We start from the raw sequence: 19,232 nt of genomic DNA, 5'->3' as shown, positions 1-19,232 counted from the left end.
CGTATTTCAAAGGGTAAATCTACTGTACCTAAGAACAGGTCAACACCTTGAAATATAACCTTCTGTTATTTGCACTTAGGTACAGTGTTATTTCAGCCAAAAATAAGGAAATCTGCTTCGGCGCTCTGGATATCCAGGACGGCTGCCCCCCAAACAATAATGACTCCATAGGGATAATGATATGAACAGTCTATATGCCGGTATCGACACCTTGAACGCGGTTCCAGTTCTGGACGATATTACCCAACACGAAATCTCTGCCCTGAAAACCCGTTTCAACCTGGCCGATGCGCATACTCATCAGGACCAGAGCAATACCCAGCGCCTTATCGTCGCCAGCCTGCCCGAGCTGTGGTACCAGGCGCAAAACCAGACCCAATACCAGAGTGAGCAGGCCTTCATTCATGCCTTTTTCACCTTCCATGGTCAGCACCATGCGCTGAAACGCCACGACGAAATCTATCTCGTCTACGCAGCGTCCATCGCCATGCACATCACCGCGACCTACCTGCGCAAACAGAACATGAGTGTCGGGTTGATCGAGCCTTGCTTCGACAACCTGCACGATCTCTTGAAACACATGGAAGTGCCTATGTCGGCACTCGATGAAAGCCTGTTCACCTCATCGACCGAGGTGTACGCAAACTTGCAGAAAGCGGCCATCGGGCTGGATGCGATCTTTCTGGTCGACCCCAATAACCCGACCGGTTCCAGCCTGTTTGCCGACGGACCGGATACGTTCGTCGAAGTGGCCAGATACTGCCGCGATTACAACAAACTGCTGATACTCGATTTCTGTTTCGCCTCGTTCTTCAAGGCGGCCGGTCGGGAACGCGTGGACGCCTACGCGATTCTCGACGATATCGGCACGCAATACCTGGTCATGGAAGACACTGGCAAGACCTGGCCGCTGCAAGACACCAAATGCGCCACCCTCATGGCCAGCCAGGACATCAACGCCGATATCTATAGCATCGTCACCAGCGTCCTTTTGAACGTCTCGCCATTCATCCTCAATGTGGTTACCCGCTACATCGAGGACAGCAAGGACGATGACTTCAACTCAGTGCGTTCGGTGCTGGACGTCAACCGCCGCATGGCCCGCGCGGGTCTTGAAGGCCGGGTTTTGCAGTATGTGGAGCCGATGATCGACACCAGCGTGGCGTGGTTCGAGATTCTGCCCACTGGCATTAACGCCGATGAGTTGCAGGCTTATCTGTTGCAATGGGACGTGTACGTACTGCCGGGCAAATATTTCTACTGGAGCCAGCCCGAAAAAGGCCAGCGTTACATACGTCTGGCGCTGGCACGCAAACCGGAAGAATTTGCGGCCGCCGTTCAGGTCATCGCAAAGGCCCTGGAGAACTTCCATGTCTGACTTCGACCTGCCAATGATCGACGCAACAGTGTTCATGGGCATGCACCACGCCGATCCCGGCGTGCGTGAAAAATCCCTGGGTTTGTTTTCCCGGTTCTATGAAAGCAGCGTGCAGATGAATTTCGCCCAGATAGGCATTTGCGACGCCATCATCTGGAAGAAAAGCCGCGCCTTGCAGGACGTGTACTACCCGTTCATGGATGTACTGCACACTGACATGGCCATCCAGCGCCAGGGTTGTAGCGAACACATACTCCAGCGCGCCGCGACGGACACACTGCTCAAAGGCCTGCCCGTCGAAAAGAAACTGCTGGCGGCGCAGGTACTGGAGCAGGAAATCCCGTTTTATACCCATGATCCAGAGCTGCTGCGCCTGCAAGTCCTGCAGCCTTTCCTGCAGCCGTTCGAAAGCCCCGTCAGACAGCCTGCGTTCCCGGAGATGTTGCAACGTCTCTATGACCAGTCGAGTGCCATGGTGATCCGCAACGAGGACTTTGAACATGTCTGGTAAAACCATTCTGGTGCCGCTGGTAACGCCTCTGAACGAACAGGCGCAGGTCTGCGAAACCAGTCTTGAACGTCTTTTGAGCAGCCTCGCAGCCAACGTCGACGGCTACATTCCATGCCTGACCTCCGGAGAAGGCTGGCGGCTGTCGCGTCAGCAATGGCTACAGATGCTGGAGCTGACCCTACGCTACGCAGGCGACAAGCTGGTCATCGCCGGGATTGAGCGCGGTTCGACGCAGGAGGTACTGGACTTTGCCCTGATGGCTCAGGATGCCGGCGCGCAAGCGGTGATGTTCACCTCGCCGTTTACACCCGGTATCAGTCAGCAGGTGATCATCGACCATTACCAGACCATTCATGACGCGACGCATCTGGATATCTTCATGTACAACGAGGCCGCCCTGTCAGGCAACGAAAAGACCTTCGCCACCCTCGAGGCCATCGCGCAGTTACCCAGAGTGATTGGTCTCAAGGACTCGCCGTCCATGTCCCGCTCGCAGGATCAGGTGGATGCCATTCGGCAACAGGGCGTCGACTACTTTATCGGCTGGGAAATGCAGCTGGCTGGCGAACTGGAGTCCGACGGCAATGTGGTGTCCCTCGCCAACCTGGAACCGCGGCTCTGTCGGCAAGCGGCTGACCGCCAACAGCCAGCGCTCAGTCAGGAAATCGCGACGCTCAATGAACGGTATCTGCTGAGTGCGTCCGACTGGTACGCCCAGGTCAAGCGCGAGCTTAAAGCGCGTGGCGTGATCGACAGCGACCGGGTTATGACCGAGGAGGCTGCTTAATGGAAAACATGCAAAAGCAACTGTTTCTGGCCAATCGTGCGCTTATCGAAAAGCTCGTGCCTATCCCACAGGAGCTTCTGACATTTGAGCAGCGCTGGATCGACGACGCCATCGAACGCAGCATGACCGCGGATGTTCCTGGTGATCTTGCTGGTCTGCGCAGGATGCTGGCCGAACTGGTCGAACTGGAGAGCAGCGAAGTACCGCCCAGCGCGCACTATGTCGGCAGCGACATGACGCTCGATGAGTTTCGGATTCTGGTTCAGGAGTTTGCGCTGGATGGTCTGACCGAAGCGCAGGTTTTCTATCATCTGATGCCCAGGCTCAGCCTGCCCGCGCAAATGCCCATGCTGCGCATGATGATCGACGAGTTTGGCTCGGGAAACCTCAAGCGCTCGCATACCACGCTGTATCAGGACCTGCTGCGCGAACTGGACATGCCGCTGGACCTGCAATTCTACGTGGAGGCCAACTCCAGTGCCGGTTTCACCTTTCCCAACATGTTCTGCTGGCTGGCCATGCGCGCGGATGATCCATCATGGTTTGCCGGGGTCATTACCTACTTCGAGACCGTGGTGCCGTTCTTTTTCGAGTGTTACACCCAGCTCTGCGAGCGATTGCAGATCCAGGCTCATACCTACTACTCCGAACACGTTCATATCGACGTTTTCCATGCCATCGAGGGGCAGCGCCTGCTCAAGGCCATGGACGTCAGCGGTGATCTGGACCCGGTGAAAGCCTGGCGAGGCATCTGCATGGGGCGCGAGATCACCAATCTGGCATTCGACCTGGCCGTAGAGAAAGCTCGCCGACTCAAGCACTTCAACAAGGAGGCCAACCTTGAACGAGCCTGCTGAGTTTCGTCGTCCCGACACGTTCACCGTGCATATCGGCCAGGAGCAATACCTGGTACCGAGTAGTTGCCCGCATCGTGAGGGGTGGCTGGAGCATGGAGTGGTCAACGAGAAACGCCGATCCATTACCTGTCCCCTGCACTTCTCGGTGTTCAGCCTCGAAACCGGAGAGCAATTGAGCGGCCCGCCTTGTGGCAACCTGCAGGTTCGGCGACTGAGGTAGAAGCGCGTCCCACGGCAGGATTCGCTCCTGCCGTGGAGGCGTCATGTGAGGCGCAGGAACCTTTTCAATTCCGCACCTTGGGCAATCGCATCGTGTCGGCCCAATTCGATCAGTTCGCTGCAATAACCCGATTCGAACAACAGATAGCTCAGGACACTGGCGCCACTGCTTTTGGTCGCGCCCGGCCCGCGCAGGAACGTGCGCAATGCAGGCGGAAGTTCACGGCGGTGCCGGGCAGCGATTTCGTCCAGCGGGCGGCTTGGGGAAATCACCAGCACTTCCACCGGCTCCATACCCGGCTGCTTGATCTGATCGCAAGGCAGCAACGCGCTGGCCATGTTCAAGCGCTCCAGCAACTCGATATCGCTTTCCAGATTATCGATGAAGGTGCTGTTGAGCATGTGGCCGCTGATCTGCGCCAGACTTGGCTGTATGCCGATTGGCGCACGCGGTGCCGGCCTTTCGGTTTTCAGCCCGCGCGGATTGCCACTCACGCCTACGACCAGAACACGATTGGCACCCAGGTGCAGCGCCGGACTGATCGGTGCCGACTGACGCACGGCACCGTCACCAAAGTATTCCTGATCCAGCATTACGGGGGCGAACAGCAAGGGAATGGCTGAACTGGCAAGCAGGTGATCCACGGTCAGTTGAGTCGGACGGCCGATACGTCGATGACGCAGCCAGGGCTCGATGGTGCCGCGGCCCTGATAGAACGTGACTGCCTGCCCTGATTCATAGCCAAAAGCTGTTACCGCCACGGCGCGCAGGTGATGGGCATCAATGGCGGCCTCGATCCCGGACAGGTCCAGCCGCTCATTGAGCAGTTCACGCAGAGGCGAGCTGTTGAGTAAGGCAACCGGGATATTTCGCCCGAAGCCCATCAGGCTGCGGCCAAAAAAACGGCTGGCCTGATGAATCACACCAGACCAATCGCTGCGCAGCACCTGATGGCTGCGGAACGACTGCCAGAATTCGGTCAACTGGTGAATGGCAATGCGAAAGTGCAGCGCGCCGCTGGCCAGTTTCACCGCGTTGATTGCCCCGGCTGACGTACCGACAATGACCGGAAAGGGATTGGGAGAACCGGGCGGCAGCAAGTCGGCAATGCCTGCAAGTACGCCAACCTGATACGCAGCACGCGCACCGCCACCTGACAAAATAAGCCCGGTCACGGGCTCGACTTCGGTTACAGCCTGGGTCACTACTGCGGTATCTGGCATCTACAACTGGCCTCGATGGTCAACGACGCTTTTTATCTACGTTTGTTATATAGCTTCGGTTCGCCAGCCGGTCGACTCTTGAAGCGCCGATGCGCCCAAAGATACTGTTCCGGGCATTCAGTGATAGCACTTTCTACCCATTGATTGATACGCAAGCAATCGGCTTCGTCGCTTTCACCCGGAAAATCCTGCAGCGGTGGGTGAATCACCAGCCTGTAACCGCTACCGTCAGCCAGACGCTGCTGAGTGAACGGCACCACTTGAGCACGGCCCAGACGCGCAAATTTGCTGGTAGCGGTCACGGTCGCGGCCTGAATGCCGAACAGCGGCACAAAGATGCTCTGTTTAGCGCCATAGTCCTGATCCGGTGCATACCAGATGGCCCGGCCGGCACGCAGCAACTTGAGCATGCCGCGCACGTCATCGCGCTCGACAGCCAGCGAATCAAGGTTGTGCCGCTCGCGTCCGCGACGCTGGACGAAATCGAACAGTGGGCTCTTGTGTTCGCGGTACATGCCGTCGATGGTGTGTTGCTGGCCCAGCAGTGCCGCACCGATCTCCAGCGTGGTGAAGTGCAGCGCCATCAGAATCACGCCCTCGCCTTTCTCCTGAGCATTCTGCAGGTGCTCGAGCCCTTCGATATGAGCAAGTCTGGCCAGACGTTTTTTCGACCACCACCAGCTCATGGCCATCTCGAAGAAGGCGATCCCGGTGGAGGCGAAGTTTTCCTTGAGCAGACGCTTGCGCTCGGCGGCGGACAAATGAGGAAAACACAGCTCAAGATTGCGTGACGCGATATTTTTTCGATCAGTGGCCACTCGGTACATGACCGCACCCAATGCCCGACCGATGGCCAGCAGGGCGCGAAACGGCAACTGGACAACCAGCCATAAAAGCCCCAACCCCAGCCACAAAGGCCAGAAACGGGGGTGAAGGAAACTGGCTTTAAAGCGTGGGCGATCCATTTGGGCTTCCGTCAGAACAAAGGCCGCGCATTCTACAACGGTTCTACCTGCTTGCGGCTCGCGGGCGTTCTCGCTATAAGTCTCGGCACTTTTAGCGACAAGCTGTTGTGTATATCAACCATGAGCCAGATTGAATCGCAAAACCCGGAACCTGTATTTCAGCTCAAGGGCAGCATGCTCGCCATCACTGTGATGGAGCTGGCCCGGACCAACCTTGAAGCGCTCGACAGGCAACTGGCGGCGAAAGTGGCACAAGCCCCCAACTTCTTCAGCAATACGCCGTTGATCCTGGCTCTGGACAAACTCGCGCCGAACGAAGGCCCGGTGGATCTCCCCGGGCTGGTGCGTATCTGTCGCCAGCACGGTCTGCGCACCCTGGCGATCCGTGCCAACCGCATCGAAGACATCGCTGCAGCCATTGCCGTTGATCTTCCGGTGCTGCCGCCGTCCGGCGCACGTGAGCGCGTAATCGACCCGGTTGAAGTCGAAGCGCCGAAAAAGATCCCGGAAAAACCACCCGAACCGCTCATCAAGCCGACCCGCGTGATAACCGCTCCGGTGCGCGGCGGTCAGCAGATTTATGCCCAGGGCGGCGATCTGGTTGTGGTTGCGCCGGTCAGTCCCGGTGCGGAACTTCTGGCCGATGGAAACATCCATGTGTACGGCCCAATGCGCGGCAGGGCACTGGCGGGAATAAAAGGCGACACGAAAGCACGAATCTTCTGTCAGCAGTTGAGTGCAGAGCTGATTTCGATTGCCGGGCAATACAAGGTTTCCGAGGACTTGCGCAGGGACCCTCTATGGGGCTCGCCGGTCCAGGTCAGCCTGTCAGGTGATGTGTTGAACATCATTCGTCTTTAACGGATACTGCCGCAATTTTCAAAGTATCTCTGATTCGTCGCAAAACCGTCGTGAAGGCGGCAGGAAGTTCTGACAAGCACTGCTTTTCAGCGGGTATATGAGTTGAAAGTAATAGCTTAACGCTACCTTTCCGGAATCAGACCCCAGAATTGACACCAATGCTTCGACGGGCGCGGCGCCAGGAGATGCTCTTCAGGGACTTAATGTCCTTTTCCTCTAGGGGTGATACACCTTGGCCAAGATTCTCGTTGTTACATCCGGCAAGGGTGGTGTGGGCAAGACCACCACCAGCGCCGCTATCGGTACCGGTCTCGCATTGCGTGGTCACAAGACAGTCATCGTCGACTTCGACGTCGGCCTGCGTAACCTCGACCTGATCATGGGTTGCGAGCGTCGGGTCGTGTATGACTTCGTCAACGTGGTCAATGGCGAAGCCAACCTGCAACAGGCGCTGATCAAGGACAAGAAGATCGAAGGCCTGTACGTGCTGGCTGCCAGCCAGACCCGTGACAAGGAAGCACTGACCAAGGAGGGCGTTGAAAAAGTCCTCATGGAGCTGAAGGAATCGTTCGAATACATCGTCTGCGATTCGCCGGCAGGTATCGAGACCGGTGCTCACCTGGCCATGTATTTCGCCGATGAAGCGATCGTCGTGACCAACCCCGAAGTATCCTCTGTGCGTGACTCCGACCGTATGCTGGGCCTGCTGGCCAGCAAATCACGTCGTGCCGAACGCGGCGAAGACCCGATCAAGGAACACCTGCTGCTGACTCGCTACAACCCTGAGCGTGTCAGCAAGGGCGAAATGCTCGGTGTGGAAGACGTCAAGGAAATCCTTGCTGTTACCCTGCTCGGCGTGATCCCCGAATCCCAGGCTGTCCTGAAAGCCTCCAACCAGGGCGTGCCGGTCATCCTCGATGACCAGAGCGATGCTGGCCAGGCCTACAGCGATGCCGTTGACCGCCTGCTGGGCAAAGACCGGGAACATCGCTTCCTGGATGTGCAGAAGAAAGGATTCTTTGAACGTCTGTTCGGGGGTAATTAATGAATATTTTTGACTTCTTTCGTGACCGCAAAAAAGAAAGCACGGCCTCGGTAGCGAAAGAGCGTCTGCAGATCATCGTTGCGCACGAACGCGGCCAGCGCAGTACTCCGGACTACCTTCCTGCACTGCAGAAAGAGCTGGTGGAAGTGATCCGTAAATACGTCAATATCGAGTCCGATCAAGTTCAGGTTGCGTTGGAAAGCCAAGGCAGCTGCTCGATTCTGGAACTCAATATCACCCTGCCAGATCGCTGATCAGGCAGTCGCTTGCGGCGGTATCGGCGCACTTCTCAGGAAGCTGCGCCCTTACCGCCGTTGGCGTTTCTAGCGTTTCGAGGCCGTTGCATGCCGTTGTCGAACATCCGCATCATTTATCAGGACGCAGCCGTTCTGGTAATCGATAAGCCTACCCTGCTGCTTTCCGTCCCCGGCCGCGCCGATGACAACAAGGATTGCCTGATTACCCGCCTGCAGGAAAACGGCTTCCCCGAAGCCCGCATCGTCCATCGTCTGGACTGGGAAACGTCGGGCATCATCCTGCTGGCCCGCGATGCCGACACGCACCGCGAGCTGTCGCGTCAGTTTCATGATCGCGAAACCGAAAAAGCCTACATCGCACTGTGCTGGGGCCAGCCGTCGCTGGACAGCGGCAGTATCGACCTGCCGCTACGCTACGACCCGCCTACCAAGCCCCGGCATGTGGTGGATCACGAGGGTGGCAAACACGCGCTGACATTCTGGAAAGTCGTCGAACGTCACGACACCTACTGCCGGGTCGAACTTACCCCTATTACCGGCCGCTCGCACCAACTGCGGGTGCACATGCTGTCGATCGGTCATCCGCTGTTGGGCGACGGTCTGTATGCCCATCCCGAAGCGCTGGCGGCGTACCCGCGCCTGTGCCTGCATGCCAGCATGTTGAGCTTTACCCATCCGGGCACCGGCGAGCGGTTGACCTTCGAGTGCCCCGCGCCTTTCTGATCTGAATGACACGCTGGCTATCGTGCAGATGCTCCGCGTCATACAGCTGCTCTGACTATCGTTCCCACGCTCCGCGTGGTAATGCCGTTGGTGACGCTCCGCGTCACACAGCGGTTCTGCGACTTCAGGTGGATTTAGGGTCGACTCAAGTCACCTTTTCGCCCCTTGGCGAGTTACTTTGATGGGGCCAAAGTAACCAAAGCCCCCCGCTCCTGTTTCCGGCCCGACTTCGTCGGGTTCCTTCGCCCTGTCACTGATCCGGGGGTCGCCGCAACGGGCCATCCATGGCCCGGTGCGGCTAGCCTGGCGTCCTGCCAGGCTACCCCCGGATCAGCGCCAGGACTCAGCCGTCACTAACGTCGCACTCTGCGTCGTCAGTGCCACCGCGGTTGAAAAGCGCTTTTACTCTCGGCGCTGTGCGTCAGCTTAGACTATCGTGCCTGCGCTCCGCGCAGGCATGCAGTTCGTGACGCTCCGCGTCACACAGCGGTTCTGCGACTTCAGGTGGATTGGCGTTCGGCTCAAGTTACCTTTTCCCCCCTCGGCGACTCACTTTGAGGGACCGAAGTGAGCAAGGCCCTTGTGGCTCCGGTTTCCGGCTCAACTTCGTCAGGCTCCTTCACGGTCGAAAAGCGTTTCTGTGGCAGCGGCAACGACTGAGCCAATGGGGTAAACTCGTGCCATTGCTGTCTGGAGCTATTTATGCGCGCAGAGTTGAACAACGGTCTCATCGATTTTCTGAAGGCTTCTCCCACCCCGTTCCACGCCACCGCCACCCTCGTGCAACACTTCGAAGCTGCGGGTTTTCAGCGGCTGGATGAACGTGATACCTGGGCAATAGAAACTGGAGGTCGTTACTTCGTCACCCGTAATGACTCCTCTATCGTCGCCTTCCGCATGGGCCGTCAGTCGCCACTCACCGGCGGGATTCGCATGGTTGGCGCACACACGGACAGCCCGTGCCTGCGGGTCAAACCGCAACCGGAACTGCAACGCCAGGGCTTCTGGCAACTGGGCGTCGAAGTCTACGGCGGCGCGCTGCTGGCACCGTGGTTTGACCGTGATCTGTCGCTGGCAGGTCGCGTCACCTTCCGCCGCGATGGCAAGGTTGAAAGTCAGTTAATCGACTTCAAGCTGCCGATTGCCGTGATTCCCAATCTGGCCATTCACTTGAACCGCACTGCCAATGAAGGTTGGGCGATCAATGCGCAAAACGAACTGCCGCCAATCCTCGCGCAAGTGGCTGGCGACGAACGCGCGGACTTCCGTGCGCTTCTGACTGATCAACTGGCCCGCGAACACGGGCTGAATGCAGACGTGGTGCTCGATTACGAGCTGAGTTTCTATGACACACAGAGTGCCGCCGTTGTCGGCCTTAATGGGGACTTCCTGGCAGGCGCACGTCTGGACAACCTGCTGTCGTGTTATGCCGGGATGCAAGCGCTGCTGAACAGCGAAAGTGACGAAACCGCTCTACTGGTATGCACCGATCATGAAGAAGTCGGTTCGTCGTCGACCTGTGGCGCAGACGGCGCAATGCTTGAGCAGATCGTCCAGCGCCTGCTGCCGAGCAGCGAAGACTACGTGCGGACCATTCAGAAATCGCTGTTGATATCGGCCGACAACGCCCACGGCATACACCCCAACTACGCCGAAAAACATGACGCCAATCATGGTCCCAAGCTCAACGCCGGGCCGGTGATCAAGGTCAACAGCAACCAGCGTTACGCCACCAACAGTGAAACGGCCGGTTTCTTCCGCCATCTGTGCATGGCTGAAGAAGTACCGGTGCAGAGTTTCGTGGTGCGCAGCGACATGGCCTGCGGCTCGACTATCGGGCCAATCACCGCCAGCCATTTGGGGATCCGCACGGTAGACATCGGCCTGCCGACGTTCGCCATGCATTCGATTCGCGAACTGGCTGGCAGTCATGATCTGGCGCATCTGGTCAAGGTATTGAGCGCGTTCTATGCCAGCCACGAGCTGCCATAACGCCTGCAATGATTGATTCTCGTGGGGGCGGCGTGCTGCTCCCGCGTAACAGTTCTGACGCCCGGCCGAATACCCTGATTGAAAAAATAAAGTTTCGCGGCTTACACATAAAAAACAACGCAGGTTTTATCGGTTTTACCCCTGGCACCTTTGTGCCGTACACCGTTGATTCGTTTATAAAGGGACATCATGTCCCGAACCGCACCGACGTACCCTGTCGATGATTCAGTACGAATAACCCGGTTACGTGACTCAGGTATCGTCCTCGTCGGTTTTATTGACGATATCGTCATCGTCGTTCACGTAATACGGAATGTCGGCTTCAACGCCGTTTTCTCCCGTCCTGGCCACCAGTTGTCTGTACCGCTTACCGTCCCAGAGCCTGAAAACAAGCGTGGAGTCTTCTCCTGCCGATAACGTGGAACCTTCACTGCCAATAAGTTTGCTGCGAGCGCCTGCTGTCAACACACTGTTCTTTCCAGCGGTCAGTCTGCTTTGGTCTCCCGCCATCAACGTGCAGTCATGCCCGCCGGTCAACTTGCTTCTGTCTCCAGCGGTGAGGTAACTGTTGTTACCGGCCAGTAGTTTACTGCGGTCCCCCGCCGTCTGATTACTGTCTGCACCGGCGATAAGTCTGCTGCGGTCACCTGCCAGCTGTACGCTGCCTGCACCGGCTATCAGCGTGCTGCGAAAACCTGCGGTCTGCGAACTGCCCTTGCCGGCGATAAGCATGCTTTTGTGTCCGGCCACCTGAATACTTTCATGGCCCGCAATCAACGAGCTGCCATAACTTGCAATCTGGTTACTGCCGTAGCCCGCAGTCAATGTGCTGCGAATGCCCGATGTGAGACTGCTGCCATAACCGGCAATCAACACACTGCGAAGTCCGGCGATCAACGTACTGCCATAGCCTGCCGTCAGAAAACTTCGGATTCCGCTGGTCAGGGAACTGCCATAACCGGCGATCAATGAGCTGTCCTGCCCGGCCGTTGCCGTACTGCCATACCCCGCCGTCAATGAACTTCCATGCTCGGCAGTCTGGGTACTGCCATAACCTGCCGTGAGCGTACTTTTATAGCCTGCCGTCTGCGTACTGCCGTAACCCGCGATCAGCGAACTCTCATAGCCGGCGGTGGAGGTACTTCCGTAGCCGGTGGTGAGCGAGCTTTTTTCCTGCGCGGTTTGCGTACTGCCATAACCGGCTGTCAACGTGCTCTCGTAACCTGCCGTCTGCGTGCTGCCGTAACCCGCGATCAGCGAACTTGCATAACCTGCGGTGGAAGTGCTTCCGTAGCCTGTAACCAGGTCACTGCGTTCCTGCGCCGTTTGCGTACTGCCATAACCCGCAGTCAATGTGCTCTCGTAACCTGCCGTCTGCGTACTGCCGTAACCCGCAATCAGCGAACTTCCATAGCCCGCAGTGGAAGTACTTCCGTAGCCGGTGGTCAGCGAGCTGCTGTCCTGTGCGGTTTGCGTACTGCCATAACCGGCGGTCAACGTGCTCTCGTAGCCTGCCGTCTGCGTACTGCCATAGCCAGCAATCAGGGAGCTTGCGTAACCCGCAGTCGACGTGCTTCCGTAACCTGTGACCAGGTCACTGCGTTCCTGTGCCGTCTGGGTACTCCCATAACCGGCAGTCAATATGCTTTTGAAGCTCGCCGTTTGGGTGCTTCCATATCCGGCGATAAGCGAACTGTTTGAGCCTGCCGTTGAAGTGCTGCCATAACCTGCGACCAGGTCACTGTACTCTCTGGCCGTCTGAGTACTCCCATAACCGGCGGTCAGCATGCTTCTGTAACTCGCGGTCTGGGTGCTGCCATACCCTGCGATCAGCGAACTGCCCGAACCTGCTGTTCCAGTACTGCCATAGCCCGCGATCAGGTCGCTACCGTCCCTGGCAGTCTGAGTGCTTCCGTAGCCAGCGGTCAGAATACTTTTGCGGCCTGCTGTCTGCGTACTTCCATAGCCCGCAATGATGAAGCTCTCATGACCCGCGGTGCCCGTGCTTCCATAGCCTGCGGTCAGGTTACTGTCAGCGCCGGCTGTTTGCGTGCTGCCGTAACCGGCAATCAGCGAGCTGTCGGCACCGGCTGTCCCGGTACTTCCATATCCGGCCGTCAGGGTGCTGCCTTCACGGGCAGTCTGGGTGCTGCCGTAACCTGCAGTGAGCGAACTGCCGCTGCCCGAGGTTTGCGTACTGCCATACCCCGCAATCAACGAGCTGTCGGAACCTGCGGTACCGGTACTGCCGTATCCGGCGGTCAGGTTGCTGCCTTCCTGTGCGGTTTGCGTACTACCGTAGCCCGCCGTCAGGGCGCTGTCCCCTCCTGACGTTTGCGTACTGCCGTAACCGGCAATCAGAGAACTGTCAGAGCCTGCTGTGCCGGTGCTACCGTATCCGGCGGTCAGGTTGCTGCCTTCCTGTGCAGTCTGCGTACTGCCGTAGCCTGCCGTCAGTGCGCTGTCACTTCCTGATGTCTGGGTGCTGCCATATCCGGCGATCAATGAGCTATCCGCGCCTGCGGTACCGGTGCTGCCGTATCCGGCGGTCAGGTTGCTGCCTTCCTGTGCAGTCTGGGTACTGCCATAACCAGCCCTGAGCGAGCTGTCACTCCCGGAAGTTTGCGTACTGCCATAACCTGCAGTCAGCGAGCTGTCGGAGCCTGCCGTGCCGGTGCTGCCGTACCCAGCGGTCAGATCACTATGGCTTCCCGCCGTTTCGGTGCTGCCGTAACCCGCGACAAGCTGGCTGTGGCTGTCACCAATCAACGTGCTGCCGTAGGTCGCTGTCTGCAGCGTCTGCGTGGTGACGGCGGGAAGATTGCCCTCCGCGCCGACAGCGGCACTCACTGATGCCACGTCAAATACTTCATGACTGACAACAAGCTCGCCACTGGCCGGACGAACCTCGACAGCCGCAGGGGGACTTGTCGATGAGTAACTGGCCCGGTGCATCAAGAGGTAATGTGCAGCACTGCTTTTGTCACCGACATGAACGACTTGCGCCCGCTGGAATTTCACCATTCCGCTCTCGGACAACGCAATGAGGTCGGCAACGGCCACTTCACAGACAACCCATCGCGCATCGGCATGAACACTCAAAAAGGCGCTGGTTCCAACACCCCACAATAAACCTGCCAGTCCATTTTCATGTGCTTTTGTCGGTTGCCAGTGCCTGCACTCAACGGTCCCTGAGACAGGCCACACCAAACCGCAGTGATCGGCCATGTTATTTGCACATGTCCGTAATACCAACGCTTTTTCAAGATTCATTACAGCGCCCTCATAGATCCTTTAAATGAAAGTAGCCGCACTCATCAATTCACACGTTAACGGCCAGCTACGATATCAACCTTCACATCCCACACGCGAAACTGCGCCAGGCAATCCACTTACCGACCACGCGCAATGACGCTCTAAAAACGTATCACACCCAACTAATAAATATTAATCAATACGGATTTTTACTATTTATTTTCGACAACCGGAATAAAAAAACCTTAACTTTTTCACCTCAAAACTTTTTAAGTTACGCTCACCCCTTTGCAGCTTAAAGTTATTTTCTCATTAAATTTTTAAATAAGCCGGACGTCTGCGCGCACGCACTCGACCTGAGCGGCCCGCACAGCCAAGGTTTTCAATGAAGAGGAAGGTCACGTCTTACTGGCTGGCACCCGCAACTAACAAAGCGCTGAATACACCGATATTAATTTACTGAAACTTGCCGCATGCCCGGAGTTTTTGAAGAGCCGCACTCAACTACAACTTGCCACGCACATTGGCGCGCACATGAATAGCATCATGACGCCAGTATTCAAGATCGCAATCAATCAGTCGATCACGCTGGTCATAGTTTATTCTTGCAATACGCAGGCCGGGGCTGCCCAGGGAAACCTTCAAGGCGGCTGCAGCGTCGGCATGCAGTGCCGTGGGGACCATATCAAAACGTACTTGTCCGTAATGCAGGTCATAACAGCGGGCATAAAGCTCGGTGAGTGACTCGTTCAGGTCGTGATCGAGGATGCCGGGGAATAATTCCGGCCTCAGGTAATGCTCAACATAGAGCACCAGCCGCTGATCGATACGCCGGGCGCGGCAGATCTGGATCACGCTCGACAGCGCAGGCAGTTCGAGCATTTCGCAGATCATCGCCGAAGCCGGTTGCAGACGTGCCGACAGCAGCTGAGTGTGAGCCACTCTTCCCTGCGCGCAGACCATTGCGTGAAAATGGCTGCGCCGAATCAAGTCATACGCCAGTCGTGGCGGGGAAATGAACCAGCCGCGACGCTCTTCACGGTAAATAAGCCCTTGCGCCTCCAGTTGCACGAGGGCCTCACGCAACGTGATACGGGTGGTAGCAAACACCTCGCTAAGCTTGCGTTCCGCAGGCAGCTTGCTGCCATGCGGCAACAAGCCATGTTCGATCTGCTCCTGCAGAGCACTGCAAATCGTTGTTACCGCCCGTGGCACATCTTCGCGCATTCCGGTATCCGTCTGGACTAGACCAGCTCTATTGCGGGGCACACCTCAGTGCAACCGACGCCATTAACTCCATTGCTTCAAGCCTAGGCCGGGCACATGACCATTCTGTGACATGACGAAACACGATCCATGCCAACTGCTCCGAAAAAAGGCCTTTAGCCGTTGAAAAGCAAGCACGATCCCATGGTCTACGCTTAGCGCCAGGCACTGCCGAACCACGTTAAAAACAGCTTCTGGCACTGAACACGACACGAAAATGTCATGCAAAAAGCCTAACTTGGCTCAGGTATTGCTGATCTAGACCAAACAATCCGAAACGAACACTTCTTGCAAGAAGTGCACTAGGAGCTCCGAATGAAACATCTTTTGTTGGCATCACTCCTCGGTTCAGCCATGGCAATGAGTTCGCTGGTCATGGCTGCGGACACAGACCTTAAAACGCTGGAGGCTGCGGCCAAGGCTGAAGGTGCGGTCAATAGTCTCGGCATGCCGGATGACTGGGCTAACTGGGGTGGCATCTGGAAAGACCTGGAAACCAAATACGGCCTCAAGCACATGGACACCGACATGAGTTCGGCCCAGGAGATCGCCAAATTCGATGCGGAGAAAGACAACGCCAGCGGTGACATCGGCGACGTGGGTGCCGCGTTCGGTCCTATAGCCGTTGCCAAAGGCGTGACCCAGCCTTACAAGCCAACCACTTGGGAGCAGATTCCGGAATGGGCCAAGGACAAGGACGGCCATTGGGCGCTGGCCTACACCGGCACCATCGCCTTTATCGTCAACAAGAACCTGTTGCACGGCTCTGAAATACCGAAAAGCTGGGCCGACCTGAAAACCGGCAAATACAAGGTTTCCATTGGCGATGTGAGCACTGCTGCGCAAGCAACCAATGGCGTACTGGCCGCAGCCATTGCCATGAAAGGCGACGAAAGCAACATCGAGCCAGGCCTGGCACTGTTCACCGACCTGGCCAAGCAGAAACGCCTGTCACTGGCCAACCCGACCATTCAAACCATCGAAAAAGGCGAAATCGAAGTCGGCGTGGTCTGGGACTTCAACGGTCTCAACTACAAAGCCAAGATGGCCAAACCGGATGACTACGTGGTGCTGATCCCGTCGGACGGCTCGGTGGTTTCCGGCTACACCACCATCATCAACAAATACGCCAAGCACCCGAACGCCGCCAAACTGGCGCGTGAATACACCTTCAGCGATGCCGGTCAGATCAACTTGGCCAAAGGCAATGCGCGTCCGATTCGCGTTGAACACATCAAGCTGCCAGACGACGTGAAAGCCCAGTTGCTGCCGCATGAGCAATACCTCAATGCCAAGCCGATCAAGGACGCAGATGCCTGGGAAAAAACCTCCAAAGCGCTGCCTCAGAAGTGGAACGAGCAGGTCATCATCGAGATGAACTGATTCTCTCCTGCGGCTCAGGGATGAAGTCGTGTACATCGGGCGAGCCAGACTCGCCCGTTCTTTTAAAGCGAGTCGCCCATGAAACACAACGTCATCCTGATCGTGCTCGATGGCCTCAACTACGACGTGGCCCGCCACGCAATGGGCCATCTTCAAGCCTGGCATGATGCTGGCCGCGCCGCGCTCTACAAGCTGGAATGCGAGCTACCCGCCCTCTCCCGCCCCCTGTACGAATGCATATTGACCGGGGTCGCGCCTATCGACAGCGGCATCGTGCATAACAACGTTTCACGCCTGTCTAACCAGCGCAGCGTCTTTCACTACGCTCGTGACGCCGGCCTGACCACTGCAGCGGCGGCCTATCACTGGTTCAGCGAGCTGTATAACCGCACGCCGTTCGACACGGCACGCGATCGTCATACCGAGGCAACGGAACTACCCATTCAGCACGGGCTGTTCTACTGGGCCGATCACTACCCGGACTCGCACCTGTTCGCCGACGCGGAAAGCCTGCGCCTTAAACATGCACCGAACTTTCTGCTGATTCACCCCATGAACATCGACGACGCCGGGCACAAGCACGGCCTCGACACTGCGCAATACCGCAACACCGCACGCAATGCCGACATCATTCTGGCTGACTACCTGCAACGCTGGCTGGACGCAGGCTATCAAGTGCTGGTGACCGCCGACCACGGCATGAACAACGACCGCTCGCACAACGGCCTGCTGCCGGAAGAACGCGAAGTGCCGCTGTTCGTGCTGGGTGATGCGTTCAGCCTGAATGTCGACGCTGCACCGCGCCAGATTGATCTGTGCGGCACCATCTGCGAGCTGCTCGGCGTACATCACGACAAACCGGTCTGCCGGGAGATTCTCAATTGACCCGATTTTCCCGAGGCAAGTGGCTGGGGCTGTTGTGCCTGGTGCCCTTTGCCGTGTTCTTCATTGTGTTTCAGATTGCGCCGCTGCTCTGGGTGGCGATCCACAGCCTGCAAAGCGACGCCGGTTGGGGCTGGGAAAATTTCACCAAAGCGTTCAGCTCGAAGTTCTATCGGCAGGCGATCCAGTACAGCCTGGAGATCAGCTTCTGGTCGAGCCTGTTCGGCATAATCATCGCCGTGCTGGGTGCCTATTCGCTGCGCAAGGTAGACTCACGGCTGCGGGATTTCGTCAATTCGTTCGCCAACATGACCAGCAACTTTGCCGGCGTTCCATTGGCGTTCGCGTTCATCATTCTGCTGGGTTTCAACGGCGCATTGACCCTGATCCTCAAGCAAACCGGGATCATTGATGACTTCAACCTGTACTCCAAGACCGGGTTGATCATCCTCTACACCTACTTCCAGATCCCGCTTGGCGTGCTGCTGCTCTACCCGGCATTTGACGCGGTGCGCGAGGACTGGAACGAGTCGGCGGCGCTATTGGGTGCCAGCAGTTATCAATTCTGGCGCTATATCGGCCTGCCGGTCCTGACCCCTGCGCTGCTCGGTACGTTCGTGATTCTCCTGGCCAACGCGCTGGGCGCGTATGCCACGGTGTACGCCCTGACCACCGGCAATTTCAACGTGCTCCCGATCCGCATTGCCGCGATGGTGGCAGGCGATATCACCCTGGACCCGAACATGGCCAGCGCTCTGGCGATGATTCTGGTCGGGCTAATGACTCTGGTCACAGTCGTCCATCAATGGCTGTTGAAGAGGAGCTACCATGTCGCGCGCTGAACGACGGCCTGCGGGCATTTACCACAAAACCGTGGTTTACCTGCTGTTCCTGATCCTGTTATTACCGCTGGCCGGGACCTTTCTGTACTCGATTTCCACCAGTTGGTCGGCGACCATTCTGCCCAGTGGCCTGACGTTCAAGTGGTACGTGGCGCTGTGGAGCGATCCGCGTTTTCTGGCGGCGTTCGGCCAGTCACTACTGGTATGCGTCGGCGCGTTGATACTCTCGGTGGTGCTGATTCTGCCGCTGCTGTTTGTCGTGCATTACTACTTCCCGCGCCTCGACGGGCTGATGAACATCCTGATCCTGCTGCCGTTCGCCGTGCCGCCCGTGGTCTCGTCGGTGGGCTTGCTGCAACTCTATGGCTCAGGCCCCATGGCCATGGTCGGCACGCCGTGGATTCTGATCGGCTGCTATTTCACTGTTGCCCTGCCTTTCATGTACCGCGCCATCACCAATAACCTGCAGGCCATCAACCTGACGGACCTGATGGACGCCGCCCAATTGCTTGGAGCCAGTACCTGGCAAGCAGCGTTCATGGTCGTGCTGCCTAACCTGCGCAAGGGCCTGATGATCGCGCTGCTGCTGTCATTCTCGTTCCTGTTTGGCGAATTCGTGTTCGCCAACCTGCTGGTCGGCACTCGCTATGAAACCCTGCAGGTCTACCTGAACAACATGCGCAACAGCAGCGGTCACTTCAACAGCGCGCTGGTGATTTCCTATTTCCTCTTCGTGCTGGTGCTGACCTGGGCCGCCAATCGACTGAACAAGGACAAAGACTGAA

At 57.4% G+C, this 19,232-nt stretch carries 18 protein-coding genes; 14 read left to right on the top strand and 4 right to left on the bottom strand.

The window, feature by feature from the left end:
- The first annotated feature begins 181 nt into the window (after positions 1–181).
- The 5 genes from RYC18_RS17455 to RYC18_RS17435 are packed head-to-tail and all read left to right on the top strand — an operon-like array spanning position 182 to position 3,753.
- Positions 182–1,378, top strand: a complete 1,197-nt coding sequence (locus RYC18_RS17455; RefSeq protein ID WP_316886535.1) for an aminotransferase class I/II-fold pyridoxal phosphate-dependent enzyme — start codon at positions 182–184, stop codon at positions 1,376–1,378.
- On the top strand, positions 1,371–1,889 hold the full coding sequence (locus RYC18_RS17450; RefSeq protein ID WP_316886534.1) for a DUF6190 family protein: 519 nt from the start codon (positions 1,371–1,373) through the stop codon (positions 1,887–1,889). The genes RYC18_RS17455 and RYC18_RS17450 overlap by 8 nt, the downstream gene beginning before the upstream one ends.
- Positions 1,879–2,676, top strand: a complete 798-nt coding sequence (locus RYC18_RS17445) for a dihydrodipicolinate synthase family protein (RefSeq protein WP_316886533.1) — start codon at positions 1,879–1,881, stop codon at positions 2,674–2,676. The genes RYC18_RS17450 and RYC18_RS17445 overlap by 11 nt, the downstream gene beginning before the upstream one ends.
- Positions 2,676–3,533, top strand: a complete 858-nt coding sequence (locus RYC18_RS17440; RefSeq protein ID WP_005782167.1) for an iron-containing redox enzyme family protein — start codon at positions 2,676–2,678, stop codon at positions 3,531–3,533. The genes RYC18_RS17445 and RYC18_RS17440 overlap by 1 nt, the downstream gene beginning before the upstream one ends.
- A complete protein-coding gene (locus RYC18_RS17435; protein ID WP_002552658.1) occupies positions 3,517–3,753 on the top strand; it encodes a Rieske (2Fe-2S) protein in 237 nt (78 codons plus the stop codon). The genes RYC18_RS17440 and RYC18_RS17435 overlap by 17 nt, the downstream gene beginning before the upstream one ends.
- Before the next feature lie 41 nt (positions 3,754–3,794).
- On the opposite strand, the gene RYC18_RS17430 is transcribed toward RYC18_RS17435, so the two are convergent.
- Together RYC18_RS17430 and RYC18_RS17425 are read right to left on the bottom strand one after the other, a co-directional pair.
- Positions 3,795–4,976, bottom strand: coding sequence for a patatin-like phospholipase family protein (locus tag RYC18_RS17430; protein WP_316886532.1), 1,182 nt, complete (start codon positions 4,974–4,976; stop codon positions 3,795–3,797).
- 32 nt (positions 4,977–5,008) lie between these two features.
- Positions 5,009–5,941 carry a lipid A biosynthesis lauroyl acyltransferase gene (locus RYC18_RS17425; protein ID WP_002552656.1) on the bottom strand — a complete coding sequence of 311 codons (933 nt, stop codon included), beginning with the start codon at positions 5,939–5,941 and terminating at the stop codon, positions 5,009–5,011.
- Positions 5,942–6,061: 120 nt separating this feature from the next.
- On the opposite strand from RYC18_RS17425, the gene minC reads away from it, so the two are divergent.
- From minC to RYC18_RS17400, 5 genes are all read left to right on the top strand, one after another.
- Positions 6,062–6,802, top strand: coding sequence for a septum site-determining protein MinC (minC, locus tag RYC18_RS17420; RefSeq protein WP_005743828.1), 741 nt, complete (start codon positions 6,062–6,064; stop codon positions 6,800–6,802).
- Positions 6,803–7,034: 232 nt separating this feature from the next.
- A complete protein-coding gene (gene minD / locus RYC18_RS17415; protein ID WP_002552654.1) occupies positions 7,035–7,847 on the top strand; it encodes a septum site-determining protein MinD in 813 nt (270 codons plus the stop codon).
- Positions 7,847–8,101, top strand: coding sequence for a cell division topological specificity factor MinE (gene minE, locus RYC18_RS17410; RefSeq protein WP_002552653.1), 255 nt, complete (start codon positions 7,847–7,849; stop codon positions 8,099–8,101). Before minD ends, minE begins: the two co-directional genes overlap by 1 nt.
- 90 nt (positions 8,102–8,191) lie before the next feature.
- Positions 8,192–8,827 carry an RluA family pseudouridine synthase gene (locus RYC18_RS17405; protein WP_316886531.1) on the top strand — a complete coding sequence of 212 codons (636 nt, stop codon included), beginning with the start codon at positions 8,192–8,194 and terminating at the stop codon, positions 8,825–8,827.
- Positions 8,828–9,529: 702 nt separating this feature from the next.
- The gene (locus RYC18_RS17400) at positions 9,530–10,819 is read left to right on the top strand and encodes a M18 family aminopeptidase (protein WP_002552650.1); all 1,290 of its coding nucleotides are present in this window, start codon (positions 9,530–9,532) and stop codon (positions 10,817–10,819) included.
- A gap of 252 nt (positions 10,820–11,071) precedes the next feature.
- On the opposite strand, the gene RYC18_RS17395 is transcribed toward RYC18_RS17400, so the two are convergent.
- On the bottom strand, positions 11,072–13,774 hold the full coding sequence (locus RYC18_RS17395; protein ID WP_410478377.1) for a beta strand repeat-containing protein: 2,703 nt from the start codon (positions 13,772–13,774) through the stop codon (positions 11,072–11,074).
- Between the two features lie 804 nt (positions 13,775–14,578).
- Positions 14,579–15,301, bottom strand: a complete 723-nt coding sequence (locus RYC18_RS17390; RefSeq protein WP_005732905.1) for a UTRA domain-containing protein — start codon at positions 15,299–15,301, stop codon at positions 14,579–14,581.
- 354 nt (positions 15,302–15,655) lie between these two features.
- Between RYC18_RS17390 and RYC18_RS17385 the strand changes: the two genes are divergently transcribed.
- The 4 genes from RYC18_RS17385 (at position 15,656) to RYC18_RS17370 (ending at position 19,231) form a co-directional block, all read left to right on the top strand.
- Entirely contained in the window at positions 15,656–16,723 is a 1,068-nt protein-coding gene (locus RYC18_RS17385) for an ABC transporter substrate-binding protein (protein WP_057405466.1), read from the top strand.
- Positions 16,724–16,801: 78 nt separating this feature from the next.
- Positions 16,802–17,608 (top strand): alkaline phosphatase family protein, encoded by an 807-nt coding sequence (locus RYC18_RS17380; protein ID WP_316886529.1) that lies wholly within the window; start codon positions 16,802–16,804, stop codon positions 17,606–17,608.
- Positions 17,605–18,447, top strand: coding sequence for an ABC transporter permease subunit (locus RYC18_RS17375; protein WP_316886528.1), 843 nt, complete (start codon positions 17,605–17,607; stop codon positions 18,445–18,447). Before RYC18_RS17380 ends, RYC18_RS17375 begins: the two co-directional genes overlap by 4 nt.
- Entirely contained in the window at positions 18,434–19,231 is a 798-nt protein-coding gene (locus RYC18_RS17370; protein ID WP_002552644.1) for an ABC transporter permease, read from the top strand. The genes RYC18_RS17375 and RYC18_RS17370 overlap by 14 nt, the downstream gene beginning before the upstream one ends.
- Position 19,232 lies beyond the last annotated feature (1 nt).

The sequence above is a fragment of the Pseudomonas syringae group sp. 247E2 genome, from assembly GCF_032587795.1.
In the GTDB taxonomy this organism is placed as follows: Bacteria; Pseudomonadota; Gammaproteobacteria; order Pseudomonadales; family Pseudomonadaceae; genus Aquipseudomonas; species Aquipseudomonas amygdali.
Note: the sequence above shows the minus strand (reverse complement) of the source record. Positions and strands in the feature narration are given on the sequence as shown.

Coding starts and splice junctions, on each gene's coding strand:
- RYC18_RS17455 (WP_316886535.1), top strand. CDS start 182: ATGAACAGTCTATATGCCGGTATCGACACCTTGAACGCGGTTCCAGTT.
- RYC18_RS17450 (WP_316886534.1), top strand. CDS start 1,371: ATGTCTGACTTCGACCTGCCAATGATCGACGCAACAGTGTTCATGGGC.
- RYC18_RS17445 (WP_316886533.1), top strand. CDS start 1,879: ATGTCTGGTAAAACCATTCTGGTGCCGCTGGTAACGCCTCTGAACGAA.
- RYC18_RS17440 (WP_005782167.1), top strand. CDS start 2,676: ATGGAAAACATGCAAAAGCAACTGTTTCTGGCCAATCGTGCGCTTATC.
- RYC18_RS17430 (WP_316886532.1), bottom strand. CDS start 4,976: ATGCCAGATACCGCAGTAGTGACCCAGGCTGTAACCGAAGTCGAGCCC.
- RYC18_RS17425 (WP_002552656.1), bottom strand. CDS start 5,941: ATGGATCGCCCACGCTTTAAAGCCAGTTTCCTTCACCCCCGTTTCTGG.
- minC (WP_005743828.1), top strand. CDS start 6,062: ATGAGCCAGATTGAATCGCAAAACCCGGAACCTGTATTTCAGCTCAAG.
- minE (WP_002552653.1), top strand. CDS start 7,847: ATGAATATTTTTGACTTCTTTCGTGACCGCAAAAAAGAAAGCACGGCC.
- RYC18_RS17405 (WP_316886531.1), top strand. CDS start 8,192: ATGCCGTTGTCGAACATCCGCATCATTTATCAGGACGCAGCCGTTCTG.
- RYC18_RS17400 (WP_002552650.1), top strand. CDS start 9,530: ATGCGCGCAGAGTTGAACAACGGTCTCATCGATTTTCTGAAGGCTTCT.
- RYC18_RS17395 (WP_410478377.1), bottom strand. CDS start 13,774: ATGCACCGGGCCAGTTACTCATCGACAAGTCCCCCTGCGGCTGTCGAG.
- RYC18_RS17390 (WP_005732905.1), bottom strand. CDS start 15,301: ATGCGCGAAGATGTGCCACGGGCGGTAACAACGATTTGCAGTGCTCTG.
- RYC18_RS17385 (WP_057405466.1), top strand. CDS start 15,656: ATGAAACATCTTTTGTTGGCATCACTCCTCGGTTCAGCCATGGCAATG.
- RYC18_RS17380 (WP_316886529.1), top strand. CDS start 16,802: ATGAAACACAACGTCATCCTGATCGTGCTCGATGGCCTCAACTACGAC.
- RYC18_RS17370 (WP_002552644.1), top strand. CDS start 18,434: ATGTCGCGCGCTGAACGACGGCCTGCGGGCATTTACCACAAAACCGTG.